This window comes from Streptomyces sp. NPDC050806 (assembly GCF_055586425.1).
This window is the reverse complement of record NZ_JBVJIF010000001.1, coordinates 1,159,652-1,184,993: the sequence shown is the minus strand read 5'-3', so window position 1 is coordinate 1,184,993 and position 25,342 is coordinate 1,159,652. Positions and strand designations below refer to the sequence as shown.

At 69.8% G+C, this 25,342-nt stretch carries 23 protein-coding genes and 2 pseudogenes; 20 read left to right on the top strand and 5 right to left on the bottom strand.

From position 1 onward, the window contains the following. Positions 1-36: 36 nt before the first annotated feature. Positions 37-1,644 carry an FAD-dependent oxidoreductase gene (locus ACZ6WH_RS05350; protein ID WP_469726150.1) on the top strand — a complete coding sequence of 536 codons (1,608 nt, stop codon included), beginning with the start codon at positions 37-39 and terminating at the stop codon, positions 1,642-1,644. A 152-nt stretch (positions 1,645-1,796) separates the two neighbouring features. Beyond that, entirely contained in the window at positions 1,797-2,672 is an 876-nt protein-coding gene (locus ACZ6WH_RS05345) for a cyclase family protein (RefSeq protein WP_469726148.1), read from the top strand. 857 nt (positions 2,673-3,529) lie between these two features. Here ACZ6WH_RS05345 and ACZ6WH_RS05340 read toward each other — a convergent pair. The 3 genes from ACZ6WH_RS05340 to ectA form a co-directional block, all read right to left on the bottom strand. After that, on the bottom strand, positions 3,530-4,630 hold the full coding sequence (locus ACZ6WH_RS05340) for a sulfite oxidase (RefSeq protein WP_469726146.1): 1,101 nt from the start codon (positions 4,628-4,630) through the stop codon (positions 3,530-3,532). A 1,168-nt stretch (positions 4,631-5,798) separates the two neighbouring features. After that, a complete protein-coding gene (locus ACZ6WH_RS05335) occupies positions 5,799-6,659 on the bottom strand; it encodes an enoyl-CoA hydratase-related protein (RefSeq protein WP_469726144.1) in 861 nt (286 codons plus the stop codon). Beyond that, positions 6,656-7,240, bottom strand: coding sequence for a diaminobutyrate acetyltransferase (gene ectA, locus ACZ6WH_RS05330; RefSeq protein WP_469726142.1), 585 nt, complete (start codon positions 7,238-7,240; stop codon positions 6,656-6,658). The genes ACZ6WH_RS05335 and ectA overlap by 4 nt, the downstream gene beginning before the upstream one ends. A gap of 836 nt (positions 7,241-8,076) precedes the next feature. Between ectA and ACZ6WH_RS05325 the strand changes: the two genes are divergently transcribed. The 12 genes from ACZ6WH_RS05325 (at position 8,077) to ACZ6WH_RS05270 (ending at position 18,182) form a co-directional block, all read left to right on the top strand. Next, the gene (locus tag ACZ6WH_RS05325; RefSeq protein ID WP_469726140.1) at positions 8,077-8,328 is read left to right on the top strand and encodes an acyl carrier protein; all 252 of its coding nucleotides are present in this window, start codon (positions 8,077-8,079) and stop codon (positions 8,326-8,328) included. A gap of 101 nt (positions 8,329-8,429) precedes the next feature. Beyond that, a complete protein-coding gene (locus ACZ6WH_RS05320) occupies positions 8,430-9,347 on the top strand; it encodes a hypothetical protein (RefSeq protein WP_469726138.1) in 918 nt (305 codons plus the stop codon). 43 nt (positions 9,348-9,390) lie between these two features. Further along, a complete protein-coding gene (locus tag ACZ6WH_RS05315) occupies positions 9,391-9,666 on the top strand; it encodes an acyl carrier protein (protein WP_469726136.1) in 276 nt (91 codons plus the stop codon). Next, the gene (locus tag ACZ6WH_RS05310) at positions 9,663-11,159 is read left to right on the top strand and encodes a class I adenylate-forming enzyme family protein (protein ID WP_469726134.1); all 1,497 of its coding nucleotides are present in this window, start codon (positions 9,663-9,665) and stop codon (positions 11,157-11,159) included. The genes ACZ6WH_RS05315 and ACZ6WH_RS05310 overlap by 4 nt, the downstream gene beginning before the upstream one ends. Next, positions 11,152-12,408 carry a type III PLP-dependent enzyme domain-containing protein gene (locus ACZ6WH_RS05305; RefSeq protein WP_469726132.1) on the top strand — a complete coding sequence of 419 codons (1,257 nt, stop codon included), beginning with the start codon at positions 11,152-11,154 and terminating at the stop codon, positions 12,406-12,408. Before ACZ6WH_RS05310 ends, ACZ6WH_RS05305 begins: the two co-directional genes overlap by 8 nt. A 14-nt stretch (positions 12,409-12,422) precedes the next feature. Beyond that, a complete protein-coding gene (locus ACZ6WH_RS05300; protein WP_469726130.1) occupies positions 12,423-12,680 on the top strand; it encodes an acyl carrier protein in 258 nt (85 codons plus the stop codon). After that, positions 12,677-13,846, top strand: a complete 1,170-nt coding sequence (locus ACZ6WH_RS05295) for an acyl-CoA dehydrogenase family protein (protein WP_469726128.1) — start codon at positions 12,677-12,679, stop codon at positions 13,844-13,846. Before ACZ6WH_RS05300 ends, ACZ6WH_RS05295 begins: the two co-directional genes overlap by 4 nt. Beyond that, positions 13,839-14,528, top strand: coding sequence for a 4'-phosphopantetheinyl transferase family protein (locus ACZ6WH_RS05290; RefSeq protein WP_469726126.1), 690 nt, complete (start codon positions 13,839-13,841; stop codon positions 14,526-14,528). The genes ACZ6WH_RS05295 and ACZ6WH_RS05290 overlap by 8 nt, the downstream gene beginning before the upstream one ends. Before the next feature lie 23 nt (positions 14,529-14,551). Further along, a complete protein-coding gene (locus ACZ6WH_RS05285) occupies positions 14,552-15,571 on the top strand; it encodes a hypothetical protein (protein WP_469726124.1) in 1,020 nt (339 codons plus the stop codon). A 1-nt stretch (position 15,572) separates the two neighbouring features. Beyond that, positions 15,573-17,186 (top strand): amino acid adenylation domain-containing protein, encoded by a 1,614-nt coding sequence (locus tag ACZ6WH_RS05280; RefSeq protein ID WP_469726122.1) that lies wholly within the window; start codon positions 15,573-15,575, stop codon positions 17,184-17,186. Then, the gene (locus ACZ6WH_RS05275) at positions 17,183-17,680 is read left to right on the top strand and encodes a flavin reductase family protein (protein ID WP_469726120.1); all 498 of its coding nucleotides are present in this window, start codon (positions 17,183-17,185) and stop codon (positions 17,678-17,680) included. Before ACZ6WH_RS05280 ends, ACZ6WH_RS05275 begins: the two co-directional genes overlap by 4 nt. Positions 17,681-17,783: 103 nt before the next feature. After that, positions 17,784-18,182, top strand: a complete 399-nt coding sequence (locus ACZ6WH_RS05270) for an ectoine synthase (protein WP_469726118.1) — start codon at positions 17,784-17,786, stop codon at positions 18,180-18,182. A 53-nt stretch (positions 18,183-18,235) separates the two neighbouring features. Here ACZ6WH_RS05270 and ACZ6WH_RS05265 read toward each other — a convergent pair whose 3' ends face one another. Beyond that, positions 18,236-19,159 (bottom strand): LysR family transcriptional regulator, encoded by a 924-nt coding sequence (locus tag ACZ6WH_RS05265; protein WP_469726116.1) that lies wholly within the window; start codon positions 19,157-19,159, stop codon positions 18,236-18,238. A gap of 72 nt (positions 19,160-19,231) precedes the next feature. On the opposite strand from ACZ6WH_RS05265, the gene ACZ6WH_RS05260 reads away from it, so the two are divergent. From ACZ6WH_RS05260 to ACZ6WH_RS05235, 6 genes and pseudogenes are all read left to right on the top strand, one after another. Beyond that, positions 19,232-19,441, top strand: coding sequence for a hypothetical protein (locus ACZ6WH_RS05260; protein ID WP_469726114.1), 210 nt, complete (start codon positions 19,232-19,234; stop codon positions 19,439-19,441). Next, positions 19,441-20,385, top strand: coding sequence for an EamA family transporter (locus ACZ6WH_RS05255; protein ID WP_469726113.1), 945 nt, complete (start codon positions 19,441-19,443; stop codon positions 20,383-20,385). Before ACZ6WH_RS05260 ends, ACZ6WH_RS05255 begins: the two co-directional genes overlap by 1 nt. Before the next feature lie 30 nt (positions 20,386-20,415). Further along, positions 20,416-21,096, top strand: coding sequence for a maleylpyruvate isomerase family mycothiol-dependent enzyme (locus ACZ6WH_RS05250; RefSeq protein WP_469726112.1), 681 nt, complete (start codon positions 20,416-20,418; stop codon positions 21,094-21,096). Positions 21,097-21,943: 847 nt separating this feature from the next. After that, entirely contained in the window at positions 21,944-23,341 is a 1,398-nt protein-coding gene (locus ACZ6WH_RS05245) for a DUF1254 domain-containing protein (RefSeq protein ID WP_469726111.1), read from the top strand. Between the two features lie 464 nt (positions 23,342-23,805). Beyond that, positions 23,806-24,239: pseudogene (locus ACZ6WH_RS05240) on the top strand (transposase); the annotation flags it as partial. Then, a pseudogene (locus ACZ6WH_RS05235) lies at positions 24,239-24,454 on the top strand (Tn3 family transposase); the annotation flags it as partial. The pseudogenes ACZ6WH_RS05240 and ACZ6WH_RS05235, both read left to right, overlap by 1 nt. A gap of 29 nt (positions 24,455-24,483) precedes the next feature. Here the strand turns inward: ACZ6WH_RS05235 and ACZ6WH_RS05230 are convergent. Further along, positions 24,484-25,209: a dienelactone hydrolase family protein gene (locus ACZ6WH_RS05230; protein WP_469726110.1), complete on the bottom strand. Its 726-nt coding sequence runs from the start codon at positions 25,207-25,209 to the stop codon at positions 24,484-24,486. Positions 25,210-25,342: the final 133 nt, after the last annotated feature.

Here is a 25,342-nt window from a genome sequence, read left to right as displayed (position 1 = left end):
CTGTGTAAGCATGGCTGACACAGAGGGAGTGCTTACATGGCAGGCTATGACGTTGATGTCCTTGTCGTAGGGGCCGGCCCGGTCGGACTCACGGCGGCACTGCAACTGGCCCGGCGGGGTGTTTCGGTTCGCTTGGTGGATGCCGCGCCTGGTCCGGCCACGACCAGCCGCGCGCTGGGTACGCACGCCCGCAGCCTGGAAATCTACGATCAGCTCGGGATCCTCGGCGACATCGCTCCGCACGGAACGAGGGTCAACGGATTCATCCGTCATCAGGCCGACCGCACATCCCGGGTCGACTATGACTTCGGCGGCCTGGCGACCCGGTTTCCCTACATGTTCAATATCGATCAGGTGATCACCGAAGGCGTCCTTCGCGGCCATGTCGGTACGGCCGGGGTCGAGGTGGAGTGGAACACCAGGCTGGAGTCGTTCCAGCACGACGAGGAAGCCGTCACGGCCGTGTTGCGCAGCGGCGACGGGTCCGCCGCGGGGCACCAGACGGTGCGTGCGCGATATCTCTGGGGCTGCGACGGCGGACACTCAACCGTCCGCAAGACCCTCCAGCTCCCGTTGTCGGGCGAGACTGCCCACACCTGGCTGATCGCCGATGCGATCGTGCACACCGATCTGGAGCGAGACGGCCTGCACTGGCTGTTCCCGGCCGGCGGCGCGCTGATGCTGTTCCCGTTTCCGGATCCGGGCAAGTGGCGGCTTCTGGACACGACCGGCGAAGGAGACGCTGAGCATCCCGGGCGGATTGCCCAGCAGTTCAGCACCAAGTTGTCGCACGTTCTGGGGCGCGACACGCTCGTGGGCAGCCCCAGCTGGGTGTCGAAGTTCACCATCCAGCAGCGCGCGGTACCTGCGATGCACGTCGGGCGGTGTTTCGTTTCGGGTGACGCCGCCCATGTCCACTCACCCGCGTCCGGGCAGGGCCTCAACACCGGCATCCAGGACGCGTACAACCTGGCGTGGAAGCTGGCCATGGTCATACGCGGCCACGCCGATGCCGCGCTGCTCGACACCTACGACGCCGAACGCGTTCCCATCGGCCAAGCCCTGCTCGCCTCCACCGGAGAGGTCATGAACACGGCCATGGTCGACACCACCGACGCCACCACCAGCGACACCCGAACCGCCGACCGCGACTTCATGCGCCAGCTCATTCGGAGCATGTCGGGACTGAGCATCGCCTACCCCGACAGCCCGCTGACGGTGCCCGACGACGCGTCAGGTGAGGGCCCACGACCTGGCCAGCGACTCACCCAAGTCTCCGCCGCCGATGCTCACTCACCCGGCTGGACAGCACTGCGCGCGGCGCTCAGGGCCTCCGCCTGGCACCTGCTCGTCTTCGCTGGGAACCGGCACGCCACCCCTCAGGATCAGGTCGTCGCGCACGCCACGTCACTACCGGCCTGGCTGGAGAAGGTGACCGTCAGCCGGCAGCGGCCGGAGGGGGATGACAGCGGTGTGTGGGATCCCGACGGCCGGGTCCAGGACACGCTGGCCGCGGCCGACGGGGACTGGATCCTGGTACGTCCCGACGGTTACCTCAGCGCTCGCGGCACCGGCGACACCAGCCTTAACGCCGCCCTGGACCGGTTGACCGGCCTGCACCTGCGGGAGCGCGCACGAGTGTGAGCAGCAAGGCACCAGCCAGGCCGTGCAGGCCGCGACCCCGCCCCTCACACACCGAGCACACCTACCGAGAACACCTCTCGGCGCCGGCGATCGGCCCCAGGCCGGCGACGGGAGAAAACCGTACGACCGTCACATCAGAACGGAGCAAGGCCATGGCCACGACACACCTCCCCACCAACTGGGGCCGGTGGGGCGATGACGACCAACTGGGCACACTGCACCTGATCGACGCGGCAGCAAGGAAACGCGCCGCAGCCGAGGTACGCGACGCACACCACGTCAGCCTGGCCCGCCGCACCGAACCGGTGCCGCTCACAACCGGACTCGGCCCCGTCGGAAGCCCGGCCACCATGCCGGCCGGCGTCCTTCAGGCCGTGAACTTCAACGGCGCAAAACCCCAGGCGATGACGGACAGCCTCCTCATCAACACACACAACGCCGGCCTGACGCACCTCGACGCCGTCGCCCACATGCCGGTCGACGAGCACATCTACCCCGGCATACCGGTGCACGCCGCAGTGACACCGACCGGCGTGACCCACGGCTCGGCCGATCCATTCGGCGAGGGCATCGTGACCCGAGGCGTCCTGCTGGACCTGGCACCCGGAGGCGGCAGCCTGCCCGCCGACCGGCGCATCGGGGCCACCGACCTCAACGCCGCCCTCGAACGGGCGGGCACGGCACTGTCCGCCGGAGACGCCGTCGCGGTGCGCGGCGGATGGGACACCCATCAGCCGCTCGACCAGCCCGTGCCCGGCCTGGACCTCAGCGCCGTGCAGTGGCTGAGGGAGCACGAGGTGAGCGTCTACCTCGGCGACATCAGCGACGCCCGCCCCGCACAGTTCCCCCTGCCCCTGCACCAGGTCGCCCTCGCACGGCTCGGCCTCCCACTGGTCGACGCCGCCGACCTCCAAGCACTCGCCCAGCACTGCGAGGCATCGAACCGCTGGAGTTTCATGCTGGTCCTGGCTCCACCGCGCATCACCGGCACCACCGGACTCGCCGTCAACCCGATCGCCCTCTTCTGATCCCGCAGTCGGCGCGCTCGGCACGCCAGGTGCCGAGCAGCCGACCGTACGCCCACACCAGACATTGACCGCAGCCGCACAGGCCCCCCTCCAGACGACCCGCCTCCACCAAGCGGGCCCGGCTTCCACCGCATGCTCGCGGCTTTGAACTTGATCTTCGTCTCGTCCACAACGAGCTGCCGGCCCCGGCCACGAACTCGTCGTACCGCGCACACGTAGCGCCCACCACTTCTCCGCCTCCGCGTCCGGCCCCGAAGTGGGAGCGGGGCTGGGGCGGGTGGCCGGCGGCCGGTGCGGGCCCGCAGCAGCGCCTGGCGGTCCCGCTCGTCTCCTCATCGTCCCAGGGACAGTGAGCACGCTGGGGGGGAACCACTGACAATGCTCGCTGACCTGCGAAAGCGATACCGCCGCTCGCTGCCTTGGAACGTCCTTACTCACGGTCCTTACCCACGGATGAGGTGCTGAGGGCCCCGGTGCAGAACAGCTTCTCCCAGGGGCTCGCCCCCTCAGTCACGGATGGGCCCACCCGGCAACCCTTCGAGGAGCACGGTCTGGCCGCTGGTGCATGCTGAGCGTGCGGCGTTGGTCGCCGACCTCGCAGAAATGACCGACGCGCAGTGGGCAACACCCTCACCGTGCGCTGGACTGTCGGTCCCTTCGAGCTGAGCTTCCTCGACGCCCACTTGCTGGCCCGTCTCCCTTATCGGCAGCGGCCGGCGGGGCCGAGCCAGGGGTAGGGGGCGTCCGTTGCATCGGCGTGCGAGGCTCTTTCCCAGGGCTCTCTCCGCCGAACGCAGGCGAAGAGTCCGGACACCGTGTGCGGTACTCGCGTCCGGCCGGTTCGCCTGCGGCATCGTTCAGCGACGGGCGCCGGCCGTCACTTGCACGGGGTGGTCGAGGACCTGGTTGTAGAGGTAGCCGAGCCGGTTCCACGGGACGCGGTCCGGCTGTGTGCGGCCCTGGTCGTCGGTGGCGCGTACGGAAATGGTGTGCTCACCCCGCTCGGGATTCCACGCGAACTGCCAGCGTGTCCAGGAACCCGGCTCCCGGGGGCCGGTGAGCTGCGCCGTCTGCCAGGGGCCACGATCAATGCAGTACTCGACCGCCGCGATCCGGCGTTCCCCGGCGAACGCCCGCCCTCGGATGATCTGAGGCCGCGCCTCCAAGCATGCGGGCCAGTCGAGTTCCACCAGACTGGTCACCGGCAGTTCGTTGATCGGTGCGCCCAGAACGGTTCCGGACGCCGGGTGTTCGGGGCCGATGAGTACGTAGTCCTCGGTATTCCAGGGCACGTAGAGCGGCTCTCGTGACACCTCGATCCGTCCGACCCACTTGATACTGGCTGCGCCGAGCCAGCCTGAGGCTACGACACGGGCGGGGTAGCCGTGGTCGGGTGGCAGCGGCGCACCGTTCATGGCGAGGGCGAGAAGGGTGTCGTCGGCCATCGCCTTGGCCAGCGGCATGGGCCGCCGGGCGCGGCACTCGTCCAGCGCTTCGGGCATGACGTCGTGTGCGTCCGGGCTGAGTTGCGCCTCGCCGAGCAGGTCACGCAGGCGCACACCGGTCCACTCGGCCGTGCTGACCGCGCCACGACCCCACGGGGTACCGGCAATCTGCTGACCGTGCTGCTGGCCGAAGAGAACACGGCGGTTGCCCGCGCACTCGATCGTGCGCGTCAAAGAGACCAGGGGGAACGCGCGCCATAGGTCGTCGTAGGTGAAGGTGATGGGCGTCTGTACAGCGTCGCCCTCGATCCGAAGGGACCACCGGTCGGCGTCGATTCGAGGAGTGGGGGAATGGCTGCGGATGAAGAAGCTGTCGTTGGGAGTGAGATGGCCCGGCATCCGGTCCGCCCTGGTGCCGAAGTCCAGGCCGGTACCGGTGTCCTCCATGGTGTCCGCCGAGATCGGTTTGACCACCCCGCGGGCTGCGAAGGTTGCTGCGTCCGTTGTCACCATGCCACCACCTTGCCCACGTGCTGTGCGGGCCGGTAGGTACTCCTTCTCTATGAGGTCATAACCTCGCCTTATGGCCTCGTAGAGAGTGAAGGCCGACTCCGGGTGTTTCGGTGTCGCTTGTCCGTACAGTAAATCGCCGTTCGAGCCGGCCGTGCCAGATGTGTCTGGCCGGACGGGCGGGGCGGCACACTACGTGGGCCGACCCGAGCACTTCCCGGACGAACGGGCCGGCGTGGTCCGGGAGACATTGAACGGCCAGGTGCAGCCAGAACTCGGCCCTGTAGCCACGGACAGGCCGAAGGCGGTGAGCAGGGCGGCGCCTCGGCAGTGCCGGTTTCCCCGACATCGGTGCGGCTGTCCACGGCGGCCGGGAGGTGCTCCTTCACGTGTCTGCTGTGTATGCGCCGCGCTCGTCCCGCCCACTTTCGAAGGTGGATCGGCCAGCGTTCGCAAACCAGGCGGCGTCAGTCCCGGGTCCCTGTGGCGGCGCGGCCAGGGCCGCGGTGCCACAGGGCGCGGGGCTTGCCGTTTCGAGGGCGCGGGCCTCCCACCTACCGTCCGTGGCCGCCAGAACTGGACGGCAGCCGACGCGAGCGCCGACCGCGCGGGGCGGCCGCTGGCGGTGCCATCGCCGGGGTGTCGGATATCGAGTAGGGCCGGCCGGGGCTCATCTGGTGCTATGCGTCCCCGCGTCCGTAGGTGTGGCAGAACGAGCGGTCCGGACAGGTTGCCGCGTCCGGCCGGAGCCAGCTCTGTTGCAGCACACTCGTCTCCACTGGCCTCGGCTTGATCGGTGCGTCCTTGGTCGGAGCACATGATCAAGCCGAGGGCTCGGCCCGCGTCCGGCGAATGCCCAGGTCAGCAATGCAGTTCGAGGCCTGTTTCGACCTCTTCAGATAAACGACAAGCTCAGGGGGAATGTCCACTGCTGGCATGCCGGCCCGGCTTCCGTCGCTACGCCGGCGCCTGGCTGCCAAGGGGGCATCGAACAACGACGCACCTACCGCTACTCGGCGGCGCCACGCCCGGCCCCCGACAACTCATCTCTACACGTCAGGGCTCTGTCATCCGTCTCTCACATGTCACCATCCTCAGACAAGTGGTCCTCGCACGCTGACTCCCAGCTTTCTGAAAGGGCTCCTTGACACGCCCGCAGTCACTGGGCCGTTCATCCTGCGCCGGAGTGGCGGTCGAGACGCGCCGACATGCCGGCTGCCACTCCCGCCAGGCCACTGTATTGAGCGTTCCAGTGAGCGCTGTGTCTCAGGCCGTGTGCCACTTCGTCGGCGCGTGGCGCGTCCAGTACGGCCTTGATGCCCGCCGGGACGTGGGCGGGGTGGCAGCTCACCTTGGCGGCGAACTGCCGGGCAGCGTCATGCGCTTCGGATGCTGTCGGGAACACCTCGTTGACCAGTCCGATCCGCTCCGCCTTGGCCGAGGAGACCGGCTGTCCGGTGAAGGCCATCTCCCGGACGTGCCCCTGCCCTGCCAGGAGGGGCAGACGCTGCAGCCCTCCGAGGTCGGCGACCACTCCCAGCTCCGCCTCGGGAAGGGCGAACTCGGCTCGGTCCGTGGCGTACCGCACGTCGCAGGCCGCGATCAGCTCCAGGGCAGCTCCGACGCACTCTCCATCGACCACTGCCACCACCGGCTTCGGGCAGTCGGCCACGGCCGACACCGCACCTTGGAGCTGCTTGACGTCCTGCTCGACGAACCGCTGGTCACCTCGGCGTTCGGCACGGCGCAACCGGATGAGATACCAGCGTAGGTCCATCCCGACCGAGAACAACGAACCGGCACCGGACAGCGAAAGGCAGCGCACCTCGGCGTCCGCCCCCAGGGCGCCGATGACAGTGGGAAGTTGCTCCCAGAAATCGCCGCCGAGGGCATTGCCCTCACCGGTGCCGGCGATGCGTACCTCGGCCAGTGGCCCTTGCCGTAGGACCTGGAGCGCGCCGGTTCTACAGGCCGGCGGCGCGGCCTTGCCGGTCCGCGCTGCTCGTGTACGGCTGTCGGGAACGTGCGTCATGAGGTGGCCGTTCCGGCCATACGGCCTCGGGCGGCTGCGGCGGCGCCGGCCTCCTCCGGGCGCGCGGCGTCAGGTGGTGCCAGCCGGTAGAGGATTTCCGCGTCATGGTCTTCGGGGAAGGACTCGGCAGGGAAGAGCAGCTGCGTACTGACGTCGAGACCTCGTTCTGCGGCGAACTTCCGCAGCATCATGATGACGGCCTTGTTGCCGGGGTTCACCGTGGTCTCGATGGTCGCCGCACCGTGCGCGGCGCCGCGCTCCGCGAGTTCGTGCATCATCCTGACTCCCAGTCCGGGGGCCCGGAACCCGGGATGGACGGCGGACTGCCAGGCCATCAGTACGTCCGGCTGCTGGGGGCGGGGGTAGGCGGTGATGAAGCCGATCAGGGTGTCACCCGCCGATGCCACGACCGAGGTGTGGGCGAAGTCCCGGCACCACAGGAGGTAATAGTACGGACTGTTGGTGTCCAGGATCGCCGAGCGGCGGGTGAGGTCCCACATCGTTACGGCGTCGCCGGGCTCCGGAGATCGCAGCCGTATCCGGGAGATGTCGATGTCCTGCATGACTTCCTTTTGTCGCATGGAAAACCCTCACGATGTACCGGAATCACTTCGGGCATGTCCGCGCTGCGGCGTCGCGGGTCGACCACAAGGGGCACTCGACTTGTCTAGCACGGGAATTACAGGACACGCCAACACGCCATCACCGGTTTACGGATTAACCCGAATCTCCGCTGCGAATTAATGCACGTCAAAGCGCTGAGCACGGGATTTGTGAATGGTTCGTGACCAAGGGAGCGGGCGCTTCACCGCACGACCAGGCGGGGCGGCGTGGCTGAAAAATGAGCCTTCCTGCCACCAATGCGTGGCCTTGATCATCCTCCGATTTCCTCCCGACACAAGTCTTTTGCCGTACTGCACGGCCATCTTGACGGGGCGTCAAACGCGAGGATGGACGTGCGTAGATTCACTCCACAGCAGAAGTTGATCTTTTCTTTTCGCTCCACGGTCCACACATAACAGCAACGACTCCGTTTCCGTTCTTCCTTGATCGATTTACTGGCGTGTTTCCGCCAACTGCCGGCCTGAGACGCATGGTGCGGGAGTGACGGGCAACCCAGTCGCTGATGCTTGACGTCGCCACCGGGCACCGTTAAGGCTGGCTGCCAATCGGCCTCAACGAATGCGCGCCAAAATCGTGAACTTCGGCGGCCCACGACCCCGAAGAGAAGCCACCCGATTTCTCCATGGCTACTCACACCTCACATGACCGCTTACGGCAAAAGCCGCTGAGTGGCATCCGGGTGCCTGCCTTTTCGTTGCCAGACCGAGAGGCCTTGCCGCACGAAGGCCGAGAGGTTTTGCCGCACGGCTGCATCGACGCCGCACCCGGTTTCCCCTACGACCGAGGAGCCTCGTTGTCTCCACATGAATCCCTAGACCGCCTGACTCCGCTGCTGGCGGCCCGCTCCCCCCGGACCAACGGTCCCTTCTCCCCCACGGACCTGCTGGAACAGGACCTCCGGATGGACTCCATGGCAGTGGTGAACGTCCTGGAGGACATCGAGGAGACCTTCGATGTCACCGTTCCCGACGAGCGACTGGCCTCCGTACGGACGGTCGGCGACCTGATGGACCTCGCCTTCGCCCCGGCCGGCGGGCCCCTATGAGTACCCCTGCCCATTCCACACGATCGGCCCCGGCCGCTCCGGCCGACGCCACAGCGCGCGCCTGCGACACCGATCCGCCGTTCGTCGACGCCCCGCACGGCATGGACACTTCGACGCTGGACTGCTTACAGGTGAACCTGGCCGTGCTCGCCGATTTGAGGCACGGACCGGGCACCCACCGCCGACTGGGTGCCCGGCTGGAGTTCCCCTGGCAGACCGGATCGCCCGGGCAGGACTCGGCATGCCTGCCCACGGTCGAACCGGACCCCCTCGACCAGGTGCGGACGACCGCCGCGACGCTCGGGGTGCAGACGACGGAACTTCCGAAGCCCAGCGGCACCACCATCTGCGACGTGCTTCCCGGCGACGGCACGCCCGTCTACATCGTCTCCGATGCCTACGCCATGCCCTGGCTCCCTTACCACGGTCATCAGCACATGGCGCACAGCTTCCTGATGCGTGCACTGCAGGACGGCGCGGTGGAGGTGAGCGACGCCTACGACAACGAGACGCCGTTCGGCCGCGCCCGCCCGGTCACCCGCACCTACACCGGCGACGAGGTCGCGGCGGCGCTCGGCGGAATGGAGTCGACTGTGTTCCAGGTGCACGCCACCGCCCTGCCACCGCTCTCCCGCGACGCCGCGCTCACCGCGAACGCCGAGCGTGCCGCCGCCTGCCTCGCGGGCGAAGTACCCGCCCGCTGTGCCGCTGCCTTCCGCAACCACGCCGATCGTGGTCACGCGTTGGACTCCCTGCTCCTGGAGAGCTGGCTGCTGAGCCGGGCACGTCGTCTGCACGCGGACTGGCTCACGGACTCGGGGCAGCCCTGGCATGCCGAGGCGGCGGCCGACCGCGCCCGTGCCTGGGAGGATTTCGCCGCGGCGTGCTACCTGGGCATGCGTCGGGCTCAGCGAGGGCGCCCCCTCCCCGCGGGCCTGTTCGACCAACTGGCCGACCTGCTGACCGCCGACGCCGTACTGGCCGGTGCCGCAGCCCTCGACGGGCCACCCGCCGTGTGAATCCGGCAGCCCACCCCCTTCACTGCACAGACCAGGAGTTGTCATGCACTTGGAACCCGGGCACGTTCGCGCGACGGTGCAACGCACCGTCGCGGATGTCCTGGCCGTGCCCCCGGCAGAGGTGGCGGCGGTCGAAAACCTCACCGAGCTGGCCGGCTACTCGTCGTTCCAGATGGTGGAGACCATCGAGCGCCTTGAGGAGACGTTCGGCGTGGAGATACCGGCCGCCGACCTCGCGCCCGAAACGCTGTGCCGCACGGAGGAGCTGGTGGCCGTGCTGATCCGGGCCGACCACCGCACGGAGGTGGCCAACCGGTGAACACCCCGACCCTGCTGCACGATGTGCTCGACCGGCGGGCGGCGCAGGCCGGCGCCCCCGCGGTCACCTCGGACAACCGTACCCTCGACTACCGCGACCTGGCCGGCCTCAGCCGGCGGATCGCCGCCGGCTTGCAGCAACGGGGACTACGCCGCGGTGACCGGCTGGTGGCCACAAGCGACGGCGGGCTGCCGTTGGTGGCACTGCTGTACGCCGCCTCCCGCATCGGTGTGGTGTTCTCCGTCATCCACGATCAGGTACGCGGCGAGGTGCTGCGGCACGTGCTCGACGACTGCACTCCGCGACTGCTCGTGTCCGACGAGGCCGGGACGCGGCAAGCGGCCGAGGAGGCCGGTATCGCCGCCCTGTCCCCCGCCGCCCTGGTCGAGCAGTCGCCTGCCGCCCAGGAAACCGCCCTGTCGCGCCCGCCGTTGCCCGTGGACCCGTGCTGCCTGATCTACACCTCGGGCACCACCGCGCTGCCCAAGGCCGTCGTCTCCACCCATGCCCAAGCGCTGTTCGCGGTGCAGGCGATCGCGCAACGGCTGTGCTACACCGACCGGGACGTCGTGTACTGCCCCTTGCCGCTCTCCTTCGACTACGGTCTCTACCAGGTGTTCCTGGCCGCCCACGCGGGCTCCCACCTATGGCTGGGCACCGCCGCCGAAGCCGGCCCCAGCCTGCTGGCCAACCTGGTCCGCAGCCAGGCCACCGTGCTGCCCGCCGTGCCCCCGGTATCCGCCGGTCTGCTGCGGTTGCTGCGCCGCCGCCCCGGACGCAAGCCACCGTTGCGGCTGCTGACCAATACCGGTGCCGCGATGCCACCGGACGTCCCGCAGGGCCTGCGCGAACACCTGCCCGGCCTCCGCGTCCAATTGATGTTCGGGCTGACCGAATGCAAACGTGTCTCCATCGCCGAGCCCGACGAGGACCTCCTGCATCCCGGCAGCTGCGGAACACCGCTGGACGGCACGGAAGTCTTCACCGCCGATGAGGACGGCCGGCGGCTGCCTCCCGGCGAGACCGGAGAGCTCATCGTGCGCGGCCCCCACGTCATGGCGGGCTACTGGCGACGCCCCGAACTGACCGCTCAGCGCTTCCCGCGACGCGACGGGCTCTTCCCCGAACTGCGCACGGGTGACTACGGCCGGGTCGACGAGGACGGCCGGCTGTACTTCGCGGGGCGGCGGGACGATGTCTACAAGCAGCAGGGCTTCCGGGTGAGTGCGGTGGAGGTGGAGGCGGCGGCCCGTCGGGTGCCCGGCGTGGCCACCGCGGCCGTGCTCGTGCCCGATGCCCACCGCGAGCACGCGGTGCTGGTGGTCACCGGAGACGTCGAACCCGACGTGGTACTACAGCATCTGCGCGACCACATCGAGGAGTTCAAGGTGCCCTCGCTGTGCCGGGCGGTTCCCGAGCTGCCCACCAACGCCAACGGCAAGACCGCGAAGGCAGTGCTCGCCGAGCAGCTCACGGAGGCGGCTCATGGCTGATCCGCAGTCCCTTCCCACCCCCGCATACGTCTACGACCTGGCCGAGGTACGAGCGTCACATGCGCGCCTGCGCACCTTCTTGCCGGCCCCCAGCACGCTGTACTACTCCCTGAAGGCCAATCCGCACCCGGCCGTCGTCGCCGCGCTGCACCAGCAGGGCTGCAGGGCGGAGGTCAGCTCACCGGGCGAACTGGAGGCGACCCTGACGGCCGGGGTGCCGCCCGAAGACATCCTGTACACCGGCCCCGGCAAGCGTGCCGAGGACGTCGAGGGCGCGCTCGACGCCGGCGTGCGAGAGTTCTCCGTCGACTCCGCCCACGGCATCCGTCAGCTGGACGAGGCCGCCGCCCGGAAGGATCGAACCGTCCGCTTCCTCCTCCGGGTCAACCCGGACAAGGGCAGCCGAGGTGCCGGTCTGCACATGACGGGGGCCGCCTCGCAGTTCGGCACCGATGCCGATGTCATCGTCGCCGATCCCGACTCCTTCACCGGACGGCCGCACGCACGCCTGGCCGGGCTGCATCTCTACCTCGCGACCAACATCGACGCCGAGGACGCGCTGTTCGATCAGTTCGCCGAGGCCGTGCGCGTCGCATGCGAGCTCCAGAAGGTGCTGGAGACCCCCTTCGACGTGGTGGATCTGGGCGGCGGCTTCGGCGCCCCCTACGCCCGCGCCGGCGCGCTGCCCGCGTTCCCGGGCCTGGCGGCCCGGCTCACCGACCTGCTGGACGCCTCCCTGCCCGGCTGGCGGACCGGAGCACCGCATGTGGCGTTCGAGTCGGGCCGTTACCTCACCGCCACCGCCGGACAGCTGCTGACCCGTGTGCTGGACGCCAAGCGGTCGCACGAAACCCGCGTCGTGGTGCTCGACACCGGGATCAACCATCTCGGCGGCATGTCCGGCCTGCGCCGCGTTCCGCCCCTCCATCCGCACCTGACGGCGGGCCTGCCGGACCGGGATGCCGAGACGAACGCATCGGAGGCCGGCTCCCCCGCCATGGTGTGCGGGCCACTCTGCACACCGCTGGACACCTGGGCCCGCAGCCATCCCCTCCCCGATGTCTCGCCCGGTGACGTACTGAGCGTGCCCAACACCGGCGCATACGGCCTGCACGCCAGCCTCGCGCTGTTCCTCGGCCATCCCATGCCGCTGGAGATCGTCACCGACGGCGAGCGAGTGGTCGAGGCGAGCCGGCTCCAGCTGACCCGGCAGCCCGTCACCACCGCATCTGCCACCAGCCCGTTCTGAGAAAGGGACACGAGATGGACACCGCTTTCGCCGAGACTCTCCGCCCGCACCTGCGCTTCCTGCCGGCAGGTGAGGAGCTGCGGCCGGACACCCGGCTGCGGGACCAGGGCCTGAACTCCATGCAGGCCATCGACCTGGTCTTCGACATCGAGGACAGCTGCGGAGTGGCCCTGCCCGATGACGAACTCAACGACGCCACGTTCGAGACCGCGGGTTCCTTGTGGGACGCCGTCCAGCGGTCGCGCACGGGCGAGCTGAGGGACGCCTCGTGACCGCGCCCGCGACCGACCTCCAGCGCAGGATGGGACCCGTGCTGCGGGCGGCGCAAGCGCACGCGGCCGCGAGCGATGAGAAGGCTGCCTTCCCCACGGAGGTGCTGGACCAGTTGCGCGGCGCAGGCCTGCTCGGGCTGTTGGTGCCCGAGCAGCGTGGCGGGTTGGGCGGTACGACAGCGGACATGCTGTACGTGGCCGAGCAGCTGGCCCGCCAGGACATGTCCGTGGGCATGATCTTCGCCATGCACTGTCAGCAGGTTGCGGCGCTCGTGAGGTTCGGTTCACCGGAACTGCGCACGGACGTGCTGCCGCGGATCGCCGGCGGCGAACTGTACCTGGCATCGGTGACCACCGAGGCAGGCAAGGGAGGTCATCTGCTGACCTCCGAATCGCGCACCCGTCACGAGGCCGGCCGGCTCGCCCTCGACCGGATGGCTCCGATCGTTACCGGCGGTGCGTACGCCGACGCCTACCTGGTGACCACTCAGGCGCCGGGGGCGGACACCGCTCAGCAGGTCTCGCTGGTGTACGCCGAACGCAACGAGCTGGACATCGAGGTGCTGGGCGGCTGGGACCCGCTGGGCATGCGCGGTACGCACAGCGTGCCGATGCGGCTGACCGGCCACGTCCCGGAGTCTCACGTGGTGGGCGAGCACGGCGCGTTCCGGAGCATCACCGTGCAGACCTTCGCGCCCCTGGCGCATCTGGGGTGGGCCGCCTGCTGGCTGGGGGCGGCGGCGGGCGCCCTGTCGCGTGTCATCACCTTCTTGCGCAGCCCTGCCGAACGCCGCAAGCGAGACCTGCAGGGAGAACTCCTGCTCAGCCGGCTCTCCCGGGCGCGGCAGCGGATCGACTCCGTGCACGCGCTGCTGCGGCACGCCGAGGAGGTGTACGCGCACGCCGGTGAGCAGGAGCTCAATGCCACGTCGTGGCAGCTGCTCATCAATGCGGTCAAGCTGACGGCGTCGGAACAGTGCCCCGCCGCCGTGGACGACCTCATCGAACTGGTCGGCCTGCGCCACGGCTATCTGCGCGGCGGCCCACTGGCGCTGGAGCGGGCGCTGCGTGATCTGCGCTCGGCCTCGCTGAACTACGGCAACGACCGTCTGCACCTGGCGGACGGGGCGCTCGCCCTGCTGGACAAGGAGGTCGTCCTTGCCTGAGGACACCCTCCTGCGGTCCTGGGCGGCCCGGCCCGCGTGGGGCCCCGGAGGCGGCTCCGGTACCGCGGCGGAGGGCGTCACCCTTGCCGTGGCACACATTCCGGCCGTGCTCGGGCTGAACGTATGCGCGGCGCTGCCGGCGGTCCGGGAGACCATGGCCCGCATGCCTACGTGGCGGGCCGAGGAGTTCATGGCCGGGCGCGCGCTGCTGACTCTGGTGCTCGCGGAGGCACTGCCCGGTCTCCACTGCGCCCCCGACATCGCACGGGGCGCCCGCGGCAGGCCCTGGCTGCCCGACCACCCGCACATCGGCGTCAGCATTTCGCACAGCGGGGCCCACACCGCGGTCGCGGTGGCCCCGGGGCACCGGGTCGGCATCGACCTCCAGGCGCCCCGGCCGCCGTCACCGGGCATGATCCGCCGCTGCTGTGACGCGAGGACGGCACGCACCCTGCTGGCTCTGTCTCCGTCGCAGCGGGCCAGGGAGTTCGCTCGCATCTGGACGGTGCAGGAGGCCTGCGTCAAGGCGCAGGGCACCGGACTGGCCGGAGCCCCCTGGCGCATCCCGGTACGAGCCGGGCGACGCCGCGGCACATGGCGGGACCTGCGCTGGAACTCGCTCGTGCACTGCCCCGTCCGGGCGCCGGTCAGCTGGGCGTGCGGGCCGCCGGACGACACCTGATCCCGGAAAGGAGACCTCGGACCATGGAAGCCGATGCGTTGCTCCCACGCCCGCTCGGACTCAGTTGCTATACCGAAAACCTGGCGTCCTACCTGTCCGCCGACCACGACGACCCGGCTGCGCTCGTGGCGCGGTCGGTACGGCTGGCGATCAGCGACGACGGAAAGCGCTTCTCCCACCACGCGCAGCCGCTCAACGCGCTGCCGGGCGGGCGACGCCTGGCCTACCGGGGTGCCACGACGACCGCGGAAGCGGAGAGCGGCGTCGCGGCCGAGCTCGACGCCCAGGGCCGGGCCCTGGTGGTGGCCAACGGCGGCCGACTGCCCTGGCTCGACGGCCCGGGGGACGGCGAGGCTCCCCATCTGCTGCTGGTGGACGGCCGCTGCCGGGCAGGCAGCTGGCATGTACGTGATGCCTTCAGTGCCCTGTTCAGCGCGGGTGGTGAGGTGCGGCCCTTCGCGGGCCGCCTCAGCGCCGGAGAACTGCACCGTCTGATGGCCTTCGACGGTCCGCTGCCCCCGGCACATCGCCATCGCAACGCCTACGTGTTCGGGTTCCCCACCCCGCCCCCGGCACATGAAGACCGCCAGTGGCTGGCCGCCGAACCCGGCACCGCCACCCGGGAACTGGAATCCGGGTGGCTCACCGAAACCGATGAGGTGCTGGCCGTCGTCACGGAGCGGGCCGTGGACATGGCGACCCGGCCCGGGGAGCCGGCTCTGCTGGACGATCTGTGGGCGGCGAGCCGGCACCACGTCTTCCGGTACGAGCACTTGCTGGACGCCCACGGAGCGCACCTCTCCACCCCGGAGCGGTCCGCGGTCACAGAGGCCGTCGCCGGGTGGCAGGAGCTGCCGCGCACGCTCCGGTTCGCAGTGAACTCCGCCCGCCGTGGCCGCCCCCGTCGCTCCCTGGTGACCTCCGCCTTCGACGCCCTGCGTGCGAGGGAGCGCCGCACGGCGCCGGTCCTGGCCCGCCACGGATACGGTCCGGCGGCCCGGCCCGCAGCCCCGGCCGGAGTGCCGGCTGCCGGAGGTGTGTGAGATGCCCGAGGAGCACACCGTACGAAACCTGCCCACCTTGTGGGAGCGCTTTGCCGCCGCGGCCGCCCGGCATGGCGCCCGGCCCGCCCTGGAAGTCGGCGGCCGGACCTTCACGTACGAGGAATTGCGTTTACGGGCGGAGCAATTGGCCGCGGACTTGGCTTCGGCGGACGGTGGCGTCCCGCCGGCCCGGCTGGGGCTCCTGGCGGAGCGCCGGGCCGGCACGTACATCGGCTATCTCGCCGCGCAGCGCCTTGGTGCCACCGTCGTACCGCTGAATCCGGACGCGCCGGCCGGGCGCAACGGCTCCATCGTCGAGGCCGCCGGCGTGGGAACTGTACTGGCGGACCTGGAGGCTGATGCCTCGCGCATCGTGCCGGACATCCTCACCCACCCGGTGGGTGACGGCGCTGCCGGCCCCGAAGCGGATCGCCGGTCCGGCCCGCCGCCGTGTCCGGCCCGGCCGGATGACATCGCGTACATCCTCTTCACCTCGGGGTCCACGGGTCGCCCCAAAGGGGTCGGCGTCAGCCAGCGCAACGTGAGCGCCTATCTGGACCACGTCCTGCCCCGCTACGGCACGGGGCCCGGCAGCCGGCTCTCGCAGACCTTCGACCTCACCTTCGACCCGTCGGTGTTCGACATGTTTGTGGCCTGGAGCACCGGGGCGGCCCTGGTGGTCCCCCAGCGCGAGGAGCTGCTGGCGCCGGCGGACTTCATCAACGGGCGCGGGATCACCCACTGGTTCTCCGTACCCTCCGTCATCTCCCTCGCCGGCCGGCTGCGGCGGCTGCCGCCGGACTCCATACCCGGGCTGCGGTACGCCTGCTTCGCGGGCGAACCCCTCACCCTCCGGCAGGCGGAACTCTGGCGGACCGCGGCACCGCGGGCGGTGGTGGAGAACCTGTACGGGCCGACGGAACTCACCGTGACCTGCACGGGGTACCGGTTGCCCGCCGAGCCCGCGCGGTGGCCACGCCCGGCGAACGGTACGGTGCCGATCGGCGAGGTGCACCCCGGGCTGGAAGCCCTGATCGTGGATGAGCGGCTGCGCCCGGCCGCCGAGGGCGAGCTGCTGGTGCGCGGGGCGCAGCGGTTCCCCGGCTACCTGGACCCGGCCGACAACGCGGGCCGGTTCGTGTGTTTCGAGGGCGGACGGGGGACTGTGGCCGAGCCCACGGGTCCCGTGGTCGACGACTCCCTGTGGTACCGCACGGGAGATCGCGTCACCACACACCACGGCCGGCTGCTGCACCTGGGGCGCCTGGACCATCAGGTCAAGGTGCATGGGTACCGAGTGGAGCTGGGCGAAGTGGAGGAGGCGCTGCGCTCCCAACGCGGCGTCCAGGATGCCGTGGTGATCGCACGTCAACGGGACGGCACGACAACGGCGTTGGAAGCCGCCTACGTGGGCGAGGCGCCCGCCGCCGGCCCGGTCCTGGAGGACCTGCGCGGGGAGCTGCCGCCGTACATGATCCCGCGGTCCCTCCACAAGCTGGACCGGCTGCCGCTGACCCCGAACGGCAAGACCGACCGCAAGGCGGTCTCCTCGGTCATCGCCGGCGACCGGCTTCCGCCGGCCCTTGCCGACAGCACCGCAGGAAAGGACGCATGATGCCCGTCAGTCCGCCACAACCACTCGATGACGACCAGCGTTTCGCCACCGTGATGTCCCATCTCCCCACCGGGGTCGCGGTCATCACCACCACCGGGCCGCACGGTCCGGTGGGCTGTACGGCCAGCGCCCTGCTGTCCCTCTCCCTCACCCCGCCGTCGGTGCTGGTCTCCCTCGCCCGCACCAGTCGCACGGCGCGGCAGATCACCGATGCCGGCGCTTTCGTGATCAACGTGCTCGGCTGGCACCAGCGGCACCTCAGCGAGCGGTTCTCCCGTGTCGATCCGGGCCGGCGCTTCGACGGTGTCGCGCACACCCTCACCCACGGCCTGCCGGTCATCGATGACACCGCAGCCACTTTGGTGTGCGCGCTCGACCGGACGGTCTCCGTTCTGGACCACTCCCTGCTCGTGGGCCGGCCGGTACGCACCGAGCACTGCTCCGACACCTCCGCGCTGGTCCTGTACCAGCGGCGCGCCCACGCCGTGTCGTGAGGACAGCACCGAGCATCCCGCGCGGGCGCGGGCCGCCCCTCGGGCGCGGCCGTCGGCCTGACACCGGAACAGCGATGGACACCACGGAACAGGAGCGAGAGGCATGATCGTCACTTCTCTGCAGGAGATCGAGGGAACCGACCGGGACGTCAGCGGCACCGGATGGCGCAGCCGCCGGTTTATGCTGGCGCAGGACAAGCTGGGTTACTCCCTGCACGACACGGTGATGGCGCCGGGCACCGAGACCCGTATGCACTACGTCAACCATGTGGAAGCGGTGTACTGCATCTCGGGAGAGGCCGAGGTGGTCAACGAGACCACACAGGAAGTGCACCGCATCTCCCCCGGCACCCTCTACGTACTGGACCAGCATGACCCCCACACCTTCCGGGCGCTGACCGAAGTGCGCAACGTCTGTGTCTTCACTCCGGCCCTCACCGGAAAGGAAGTGCACGACGAGAACGGGGCCTACCCGCCGCCGGAGGAGACCGAAGCCTCCTGACCGGCGCCGGCCCTTACCGTGGTCCTGCCGTTGTGACGGGACGGCCGCGAGGGTCAGGCCGGAGCGGCGCCCGGCCCGAGGGCGCGGGCGGCGGCGGACCGCAGCGCCGCCTGCCCCCGGGCGATCACCTCTTGGCCGTCGCTTCCGCGGCGCACGCAGGTCAGCACGCGGCGCAACGGTCTGGGGTCACCGTGGACCGGCACCCGGACCACGGCCGGATGGCCGGAGGCGGACACCAGCCGCGGGACCAGGCAGACGCCGAGCCCGTGCGCGACCAGGGAGAGCACCGCCTGCCATTCGTCGGCGTGATGGGTCACCCGGGGCGCGAAGCCGGCCGCGGTGCACAGCGCCTGGGCCAGCCGGTGCTGGTCGTGGTGGGCGGAAATCCAGTCCTCCCCCGCGGCGTCGAGCAGGGTGACGCTGTCCCGGCCGGCCAGCCGGTGGCCGGCCGGGACAGCCAGGTCCTGCAGCTCGTCGAGCAACGGCTGCTGGTCGAACCGGGGGTCGTCCGGCGGCGGGCTGTCCGCCAGCGGAATCACCACGGCGATGTCCAGCTGTCCGGACAGCAGCATCTGGAAGCTCTCTTCGGTGTCCCGCTCGCTGATGTGGGTCTCGACCGGATCGTCCGCATCCCGCAGTTCGTGGGCGGCCGGCGCCAGCAGGGAGCCCAGGCTCGTGGCGAAGCCACCGATCCGCAGTGTGCGATAGGGACCGGTGGCGTGCCGCTCGAGGTCTGCCCTGACGCGTTCCCACTGTGCGTACAGGGCGTCGGCGTGGCCGAGCAGCATGTGTCCGGCGTCGGTGATGCGTACCTGCCGGCCGTCTCGCCGCAGGATTTCCACGCCTACTTCAGCGGCGAGCTGACGCAGCTGCTGGGAGGTGGCGGAGGGGGAGAGATTGAGTGCCCGGGCGGTGGCCGTCACGGTGCCCTGCGCATGCAGCACGCGCAGCGTCTGGAGGAGCCGCAAGTCAATCATGCGGCCATTCAACATGATGATGTGCTGAAATCTGCGATGGACCTTCATTATTTCCGGCGGCACGCTGGACTCATGACTGCACGCACCAGCACCTCCCGTACCGCCTGCAGGCACTGTGGCTGGCCGCTGGCCGAGGCCGCCCATGTGGTGTCCTGCCACCGGACCACCCAGGGCGTCATCGTCTACACGCGCTGCGCCTGCGGCCGGTTACGGGTGTGGCTCGACAAGGCAGCGGAGGCGGAACCACGCCTCCTCATCGCGAGCGGCGAGGAGCGGGCCTGATGAAGAAGACCTGCATACCGCCCACGACCGAGACGCCGACTGTCGAGAGGACCGAAGAGCGCGGCACGCGCCGTCGCATCCGGGGCGTCCCGGCACCCGCGCTCGTACTGGGCAGCGTGTGCAGCGTCCAGGTGGGCCAAGCCCTCGGCAAGGGGCTGTTCGGGGCCGTCGGCGGCCCGTGGGGGGTGGTCGCCCTCCGACTGTCCTTCGCCGCCCTGCTGCTCCTTGCCCTGTGGCGGCCCAGGCTGCCCCGGCGCCCCGGCGACGTTCTGCTGATCCTCGCCTTCGGTACCGCGATCGCAGGCATGAACCTCGTGTACCTTGCGATGAAGTACCTGCCCCTCGGCGTGGCCGCGACGATCCAGCTCACCGGACCGCTGGCTGTCTCGCTCCTCTCCTCCCGACACCGGCGCGACGTACTGTGGGGCGCCCTGGCGGCTCTCGGCGTCTTCCTCTTCACCGACCCCGGCTCGGCCTCCTCGCTCCCCCTCCTCGGCGTGGTCTTCGCGGTGGCATCCGCCGTCTCCATGGGCACCTACCTGCTCCTCAGCCAGCGCGTCGGGGCGCGGATGACCGGCAGCGGGCCCCTGGCACTCGCCGTGCTCTGGGCGGCGCTGCTGTCCCTTCCGGCCGGAATCGCCGACAGCGGCACCCGCCTGCTGCACCCCTACGCCCTGGCGGTGGGCCTGGGCGTGGCCATCCTCTCGGCAGCGGGCCCGTACTCCCTGGAATTCACGGCGCTGCGCCGGCTCCCGGCCCGCGTGGTCGGTGTCCTGCAGAGCCTGGAGCCGGTGGTGGCCGGCCTGGCGGGACTGCTCCTGCTGCGCGAGGCGCTCTCACTGCCGCAGTGGGCGGCGATCGCCTGCATCACTGCCGCGTCGATCGGCGCCGTCGCCGGACAGTCCAGCAACAGGAGCCGCGACGCCTCGGCGTCGCCCACGTGACCGCCCCCTCGGACGTGGCAAACTCGCCACGTGTTGCCGACCGACTCCTTCTCCCCACGCAATGACCTCCGAGCGTCCTACCGGGCCTTCAGTGCCGCCCTCGCCACAGTCTCCGAAGAGCAGTCATGGCTTCCGACCGGCTGCACCGGCTGGTCGGTACGCGACCTGGCGCTGCACTGCCTCACCGATGCGCAGCGCGGCCTGGTGGCACTGCACACACCCTCCGCACAGCCGCCGTCCCGAGATGCCGCCACGTACTGGAGGGAATGCCGGCCGGACACTCCCGACGCGGAGGAGAGCCGTCGCCGCACCCGGACCATGGCCGACGCGTACCAGGATTTCGACCAGGTCCGAGCGCTGTACGACGAGACGGCAGCCGCAGTGGCGCACGCCGCCGCCGGGGCCGACGGTACGGCCCACCTCGCGACGCAAGGTCACGTGCTCACCGCGGACGACCTGATGCGCACGCTGACGGTCGAGGCGACACTGCACCACTTGGACCTGCTCGTGGCCCTCGACGACGCACCCGGCCCCTCCGACGCAGGGCTGGCCCAGGTACGTCACACTCTCGACGCCCTCCTCGGCCGCCCCGCGCCCGCCGCCTGGGACCCCACCCGGTACGCCCGGCTCGCCACCGGCCGACTGACGCTCTCGGACACGGAGCGTCGACAACTCGGCGCGGCGGCGGACAGGTTGCCGCTTCTCGGCTGACCCCGCGCACGAAACCTGTGCCGCGCTGACGGGCCCGCAGGACCAGAAACTCGGCTTCCCGGAACCCACGCCCGTTCTGCGGCCCCGATGGCTGCGTGACGGGAACGGGAAGCACCACCTCTTCCACACCGACCGCGGGCAGGCCGAGGTGTGGAAGGCATGGGTGATGCCGGGCTCTCCAGTGGCGCCGTTCACGAGAACAGGCGGCATGCACGTCGCGGGGAAGCCCTCCCCTCACGGCTGAGCAGAGAGCCCACAGCCCCGTCTCCTGAACGGATACCAGTTCGGCAAGGCCCACGGGCCTCATGAGAGTTGTCCCTCGTTCGAGGGGTGATTGTCGACTATTTGCGCCCAATGAGCACTTGCGGAGGACAAGGCTCAGCCAATGAGCGTCCCTGCCGACGGGAGAAGAAACCCATGCGTCTCCGCACCCTCGCAGCTGCCGCCCCGGCCCGCGGGGAGCTGCGACGGACCGTACGTACGACACCACCTGACCAAGCAGCACCAGCAGGTAGCCGCCTTCCTCGACCGCCACAGCCCGGACCCGACGTGAACGGCCCCGATCTCGCCCCGGACAGCCGCACCTGAGGACGGCTGACCACGTCAACGGCACCATCACCCCAGCCTCCTCACGGCGCCGGGCCACCCGATCACGTGGTGTACGCACCGCAGGCCCGGCACCGGCTCGGCGGACGGGAAGACCCGCGGTTCCGAGTCCGACACGTGGGTCTCAACCAACAAGGATCACCGTGTTTGACGGCAAAGATGTTGTTATGGAGTGATGAAGTCCCACGAGCAGGGTCATGGTGAAGCTGGTGCGCCTTCCGCAGTCCCTGAGGCGGGGGACGTGCCGCCGCTGCTGAGGCAGATCAACGACGGGAACTGGCTTCCGCAGTCGGAGGCCGAGGCGTTGCGCGCCGAGCTGTTCTACCAGCGCGCGGTCCACGCGTATCTGACGATGCTGCCGGCGCTGAACGTGATCGGGATGCGGGACGGCTCGCAGGCCCGCTTCGGCGAGGGCTACCACGTGCTGCCGGTCTGGAAAGACCGGATGGACAGCCGCACCTGGGTACCAACGCCCAACGCGGACGTCATCTACTCCATGGGCTACCTGGACCTGGGCCGAACCGGACCGCTGGTGGTGAACGCACCAGCGAACGTCATCGGCATGTTCACCGACTTCTTCCAGCGCACCATCACCGACGTCGGCGCGGTCGGCCCAGACCGGGCCCGCGGCGGCCTCTACCTGCTGCTGCCGCCCGGCTACGACGGCCACGTCCCGGACGGGTACTTCGCCTTCCCGTCCCGGACCTTCAACGTCTTCCTGTTCTTCCGCACCGTGATGGGTAAGGGCGAGGGCCGGCCCGACCCCTCGGTGGGCGCCGCCACCGCCGAGAAGACCCGGATCTACCCCCTGTGGGAAGAGGAGAAGAACGTCCCCCCGATGGACTTCCCCAACGCCAGCGGCATGCGGGTGAACATGATGTACCCCACCGACTTCTCCTACTGGACCAAGCTCAAGGACTTCGTCGACTACGAGCCGGTCAGCGCGATCGAGCCGGAACTGCGAGGGGTGCTCGCCTCCATCGGCATCGTCAAGGGCGAGCCGTTCGCGCCCAGCGCCTGGCAGCGCGAACAACTGGAACGCGCCCTGACAGATGCCCCGCGGATGACTCTCGCCCTGGCCCAGCTCGGCCGCGAGGACCAGCGCAACCTCTACTACGAAGACCGCACCTGGGAAGTCGCCTGGGCCGGCGCCACCGCCGAGTGGATGCAGGCCAGCTACCTCGACATCAACGCCCGCTCGCGGTTCTTCCAGTACGCCTACTCCTCCGCCCCCGCCATGGTCGTACGCACCACCGGCGCGGGCTCGAAGTACCCCTACACCGGCCGCGACGCCGACGGCGCGTTCCTGACCGGCTCCCACACCTACCGCCTGCGCCTGCCCGCCCACCCTCCGGCCGACCTCTTCTGGGCAGTGACCGCCTACAACATCACCGACGGCACCATGCCGGAAACCCCCCAGCTCCTGCCCTCCACCAACAGCTACTACGACATCCCCACGAACGCCGACGGGTCCGTCGACATCTGGTTCGCACCCCAGCAGCCCGAAGGTGTCACCGACGCGGCGTTCATCCAGACCGTCGTCGGCAGGAACTTCGTCGTCGCCCTGCGCCTGTACGGGACTTCCACCGCCTTCTACGACCAGACCTGGAAACCCGACGACATCATCAGGACCAGCTGACGCGTCTCCTACGCGGACAACGGACAGTTCAGAACTCCGTCCATGACTTGGGCTCCGCCGCCCACCCGGCCGGCCGGGCGAAGGTGTCGACGGGCTGGGCGAGCATCGGCTCCTTCGGCAGCGGCGGCATGCCCGACACCTTCCACGCGGCCAGGGTGATATCGCAGGGTGAACGGGTGACCTGGCCGTAGCTGCCCGGTCAGGACCTTCCTTCCGCCGGGCCGACGACAAGGGGCGTCCCGGCGGACACCGGCCGCTGACAGGCGTCGCTTCGCCTGGTTCAGCGGCGCAGTTCTGAAGCCGGGCGGCGCCACACACCTGGCAGGCGTCGGCGGCCGCCCGAACGCGGCCTGGGCCTGGGCGGCGGTGAGATCCGCGGGAGCTTGTACCGCGGACAGCCGGCGCGGTGCACCCGCACCGGGCGGGGCTCAGAACTCCTAACGCAACTTGAGTTGCCGTGTCTTCTGAGTGGTTGTCGCGGTTGTTCGGGTGTGAGGAAGCGGAACCCTCAACCGTGGTTGTTTGACGATGAGTTGTGGTCGAGAGTCGAGCCGTTGCTGCCGGACCCGGTGCCTGAGCGTCGGCGTCCGGAGCGGAAGCAGGTATTGGAGGATCGCCAGGTGCTGTGCGGCATCCTGTTCGTCCTCTACACCGGCATCCAGTGGGAGTGGCTGCCTGCCGAGCTCGGCTTCGGTTAGGGCGTGACGTGCTGGCGCCGTCTGCGGGACTGGAACAATGCGGGCGTCCGGCAACGCCTGCACGAGGTGCTGCCGGCCGAGCCGAGAGCCGCGGGCCGGCTCGACCTGTCCCGGGCGGTGATCGACAGTTCTCACATCCGAGCGCTCAAGGGTGGCCCAAAACCGGACGGAGACCGGTCGACCAGGGGCGGCCGGGCTCCGCTACATCGACGCCGCCGTCGCCCAACTGAAGGCCGAAGGCCACGAGATCCGGGAAGAGGACATCGCCCGGCTCTCCCCGCTCAAGCACCGCAACCCGAACCTGCTCGGCCGCTACAGCTTCACCGCCTCCACCCCGGCCGCCGGTGCCCTGCGCCCGCTGCGCGGCCCGGACGCACCGGAGCTGGACGAAGACGACGACGGCGAGGAGGAGTGAGCATCAGGAGCCGATCGGATCAAATCGGATCAATCCGTGACGGGCAGACACTCGGCGAGCAGAGCGACGATGTCACGCCAGGCTCGCTGTGCGTGCAGTGGGTGGTAGCCGACGCCGGGACGCACGGTGTGGTCGACCGCTGGGTGGTGGAAGGCGTGCAGGGCCCCTCCGTAGACCACGAGGCGCCAGTCGACGCCCGCAGCCTGCATCTCTGCGGTGAACGCGTCCCGTTGGGCGGGCGGCATGATCGGGTCTTCCGACCCGACCCCGGCCCATACCGGGCAGCGAATGCGTGCCGCCTCACCCGGTCGGCCCGTGGTCAGTGCGTTGACCGTCCCAATCGCGCGCAGGTCGACGCCATCACGACCGAGTTCCAGTGCGACTGCGCCCCCGGTGCCGTAGCCGACGGCGGCGGTCCGGCCGGGGTCTGCCCGTGGTTCGGCACGCAACACGTCGAGCGCGGCGTGACCGATTCCTCGCATCCGGTCGGGGTCGGCGAGCAGCGGCATGCAACGGGCCAACATTTCCTCTGGGTCTTCCAAATAGCGTCCACCGTGGAGGTCGAAAGCCAGCGCCACGTACCCCAGCTCGGCCAGAGCCTCGGCCCGGCGGCGCTCGACATCGCTGAGCCCTACCCCCTCGGGTCCGATCAGGACTGCGGGCCGACGCTCGGCACCGGCCGGGAGCGCGAGGTATCCGATCATCGTCAGGTTGTCGGCCGGGTATTCGACCGTACGAGTGGTGACCGTCGTCATGTGACTGGACAGTAATGACCGTTGCTCCCGCTCGGGGTGGTGTTCACCGATGGCGGACAGCAGGCTGTCCCGACCACATCACCCGGACGCGTCGACCACCTGTCGGCAAACGAACGAATGACGACAGACTCGG

Coding starts and splice junctions, on each gene's coding strand:
- ACZ6WH_RS05305 (WP_469726132.1), top strand. CDS start 11,152: ATGGCTGATCCGCAGTCCCTTCCCACCCCCGCATACGTCTACGACCTG.
- ACZ6WH_RS05345 (WP_469726148.1), top strand. CDS start 1,797: ATGGCCACGACACACCTCCCCACCAACTGGGGCCGGTGGGGCGATGAC.
- ACZ6WH_RS05350 (WP_469726150.1), top strand. CDS start 37: ATGGCAGGCTATGACGTTGATGTCCTTGTCGTAGGGGCCGGCCCGGTC.
- ACZ6WH_RS05280 (WP_469726122.1), top strand. CDS start 15,573: ATGCCCGAGGAGCACACCGTACGAAACCTGCCCACCTTGTGGGAGCGC.
- ACZ6WH_RS05230 (WP_469726110.1), bottom strand. CDS start 25,209: ATGACGACGGTCACCACTCGTACGGTCGAATACCCGGCCGACAACCTG.
- ACZ6WH_RS05320 (WP_469726138.1), top strand. CDS start 8,430: ATGGACACTTCGACGCTGGACTGCTTACAGGTGAACCTGGCCGTGCTC.
- ACZ6WH_RS05285 (WP_469726124.1), top strand. CDS start 14,552: ATGGAAGCCGATGCGTTGCTCCCACGCCCGCTCGGACTCAGTTGCTAT.
- ACZ6WH_RS05340 (WP_469726146.1), bottom strand. CDS start 4,630: ATGGTGACAACGGACGCAGCAACCTTCGCAGCCCGCGGGGTGGTCAAA.
- ACZ6WH_RS05335 (WP_469726144.1), bottom strand. CDS start 6,659: ATGACGCACGTTCCCGACAGCCGTACACGAGCAGCGCGGACCGGCAAG.
- ACZ6WH_RS05275 (WP_469726120.1), top strand. CDS start 17,183: ATGATGCCCGTCAGTCCGCCACAACCACTCGATGACGACCAGCGTTTC.
- ectA (WP_469726142.1), bottom strand. CDS start 7,240: ATGCGACAAAAGGAAGTCATGCAGGACATCGACATCTCCCGGATACGG.
- ACZ6WH_RS05255 (WP_469726113.1), top strand. CDS start 19,441: ATGAAGAAGACCTGCATACCGCCCACGACCGAGACGCCGACTGTCGAG.
- ACZ6WH_RS05260 (WP_469726114.1), top strand. CDS start 19,232: ATGACTGCACGCACCAGCACCTCCCGTACCGCCTGCAGGCACTGTGGC.
- ACZ6WH_RS05315 (WP_469726136.1), top strand. CDS start 9,391: ATGCACTTGGAACCCGGGCACGTTCGCGCGACGGTGCAACGCACCGTC.
- ACZ6WH_RS05265 (WP_469726116.1), bottom strand. CDS start 19,159: ATGATTGACTTGCGGCTCCTCCAGACGCTGCGCGTGCTGCATGCGCAG.
- ACZ6WH_RS05270 (WP_469726118.1), top strand. CDS start 17,784: ATGATCGTCACTTCTCTGCAGGAGATCGAGGGAACCGACCGGGACGTC.
- ACZ6WH_RS05300 (WP_469726130.1), top strand. CDS start 12,423: ATGGACACCGCTTTCGCCGAGACTCTCCGCCCGCACCTGCGCTTCCTG.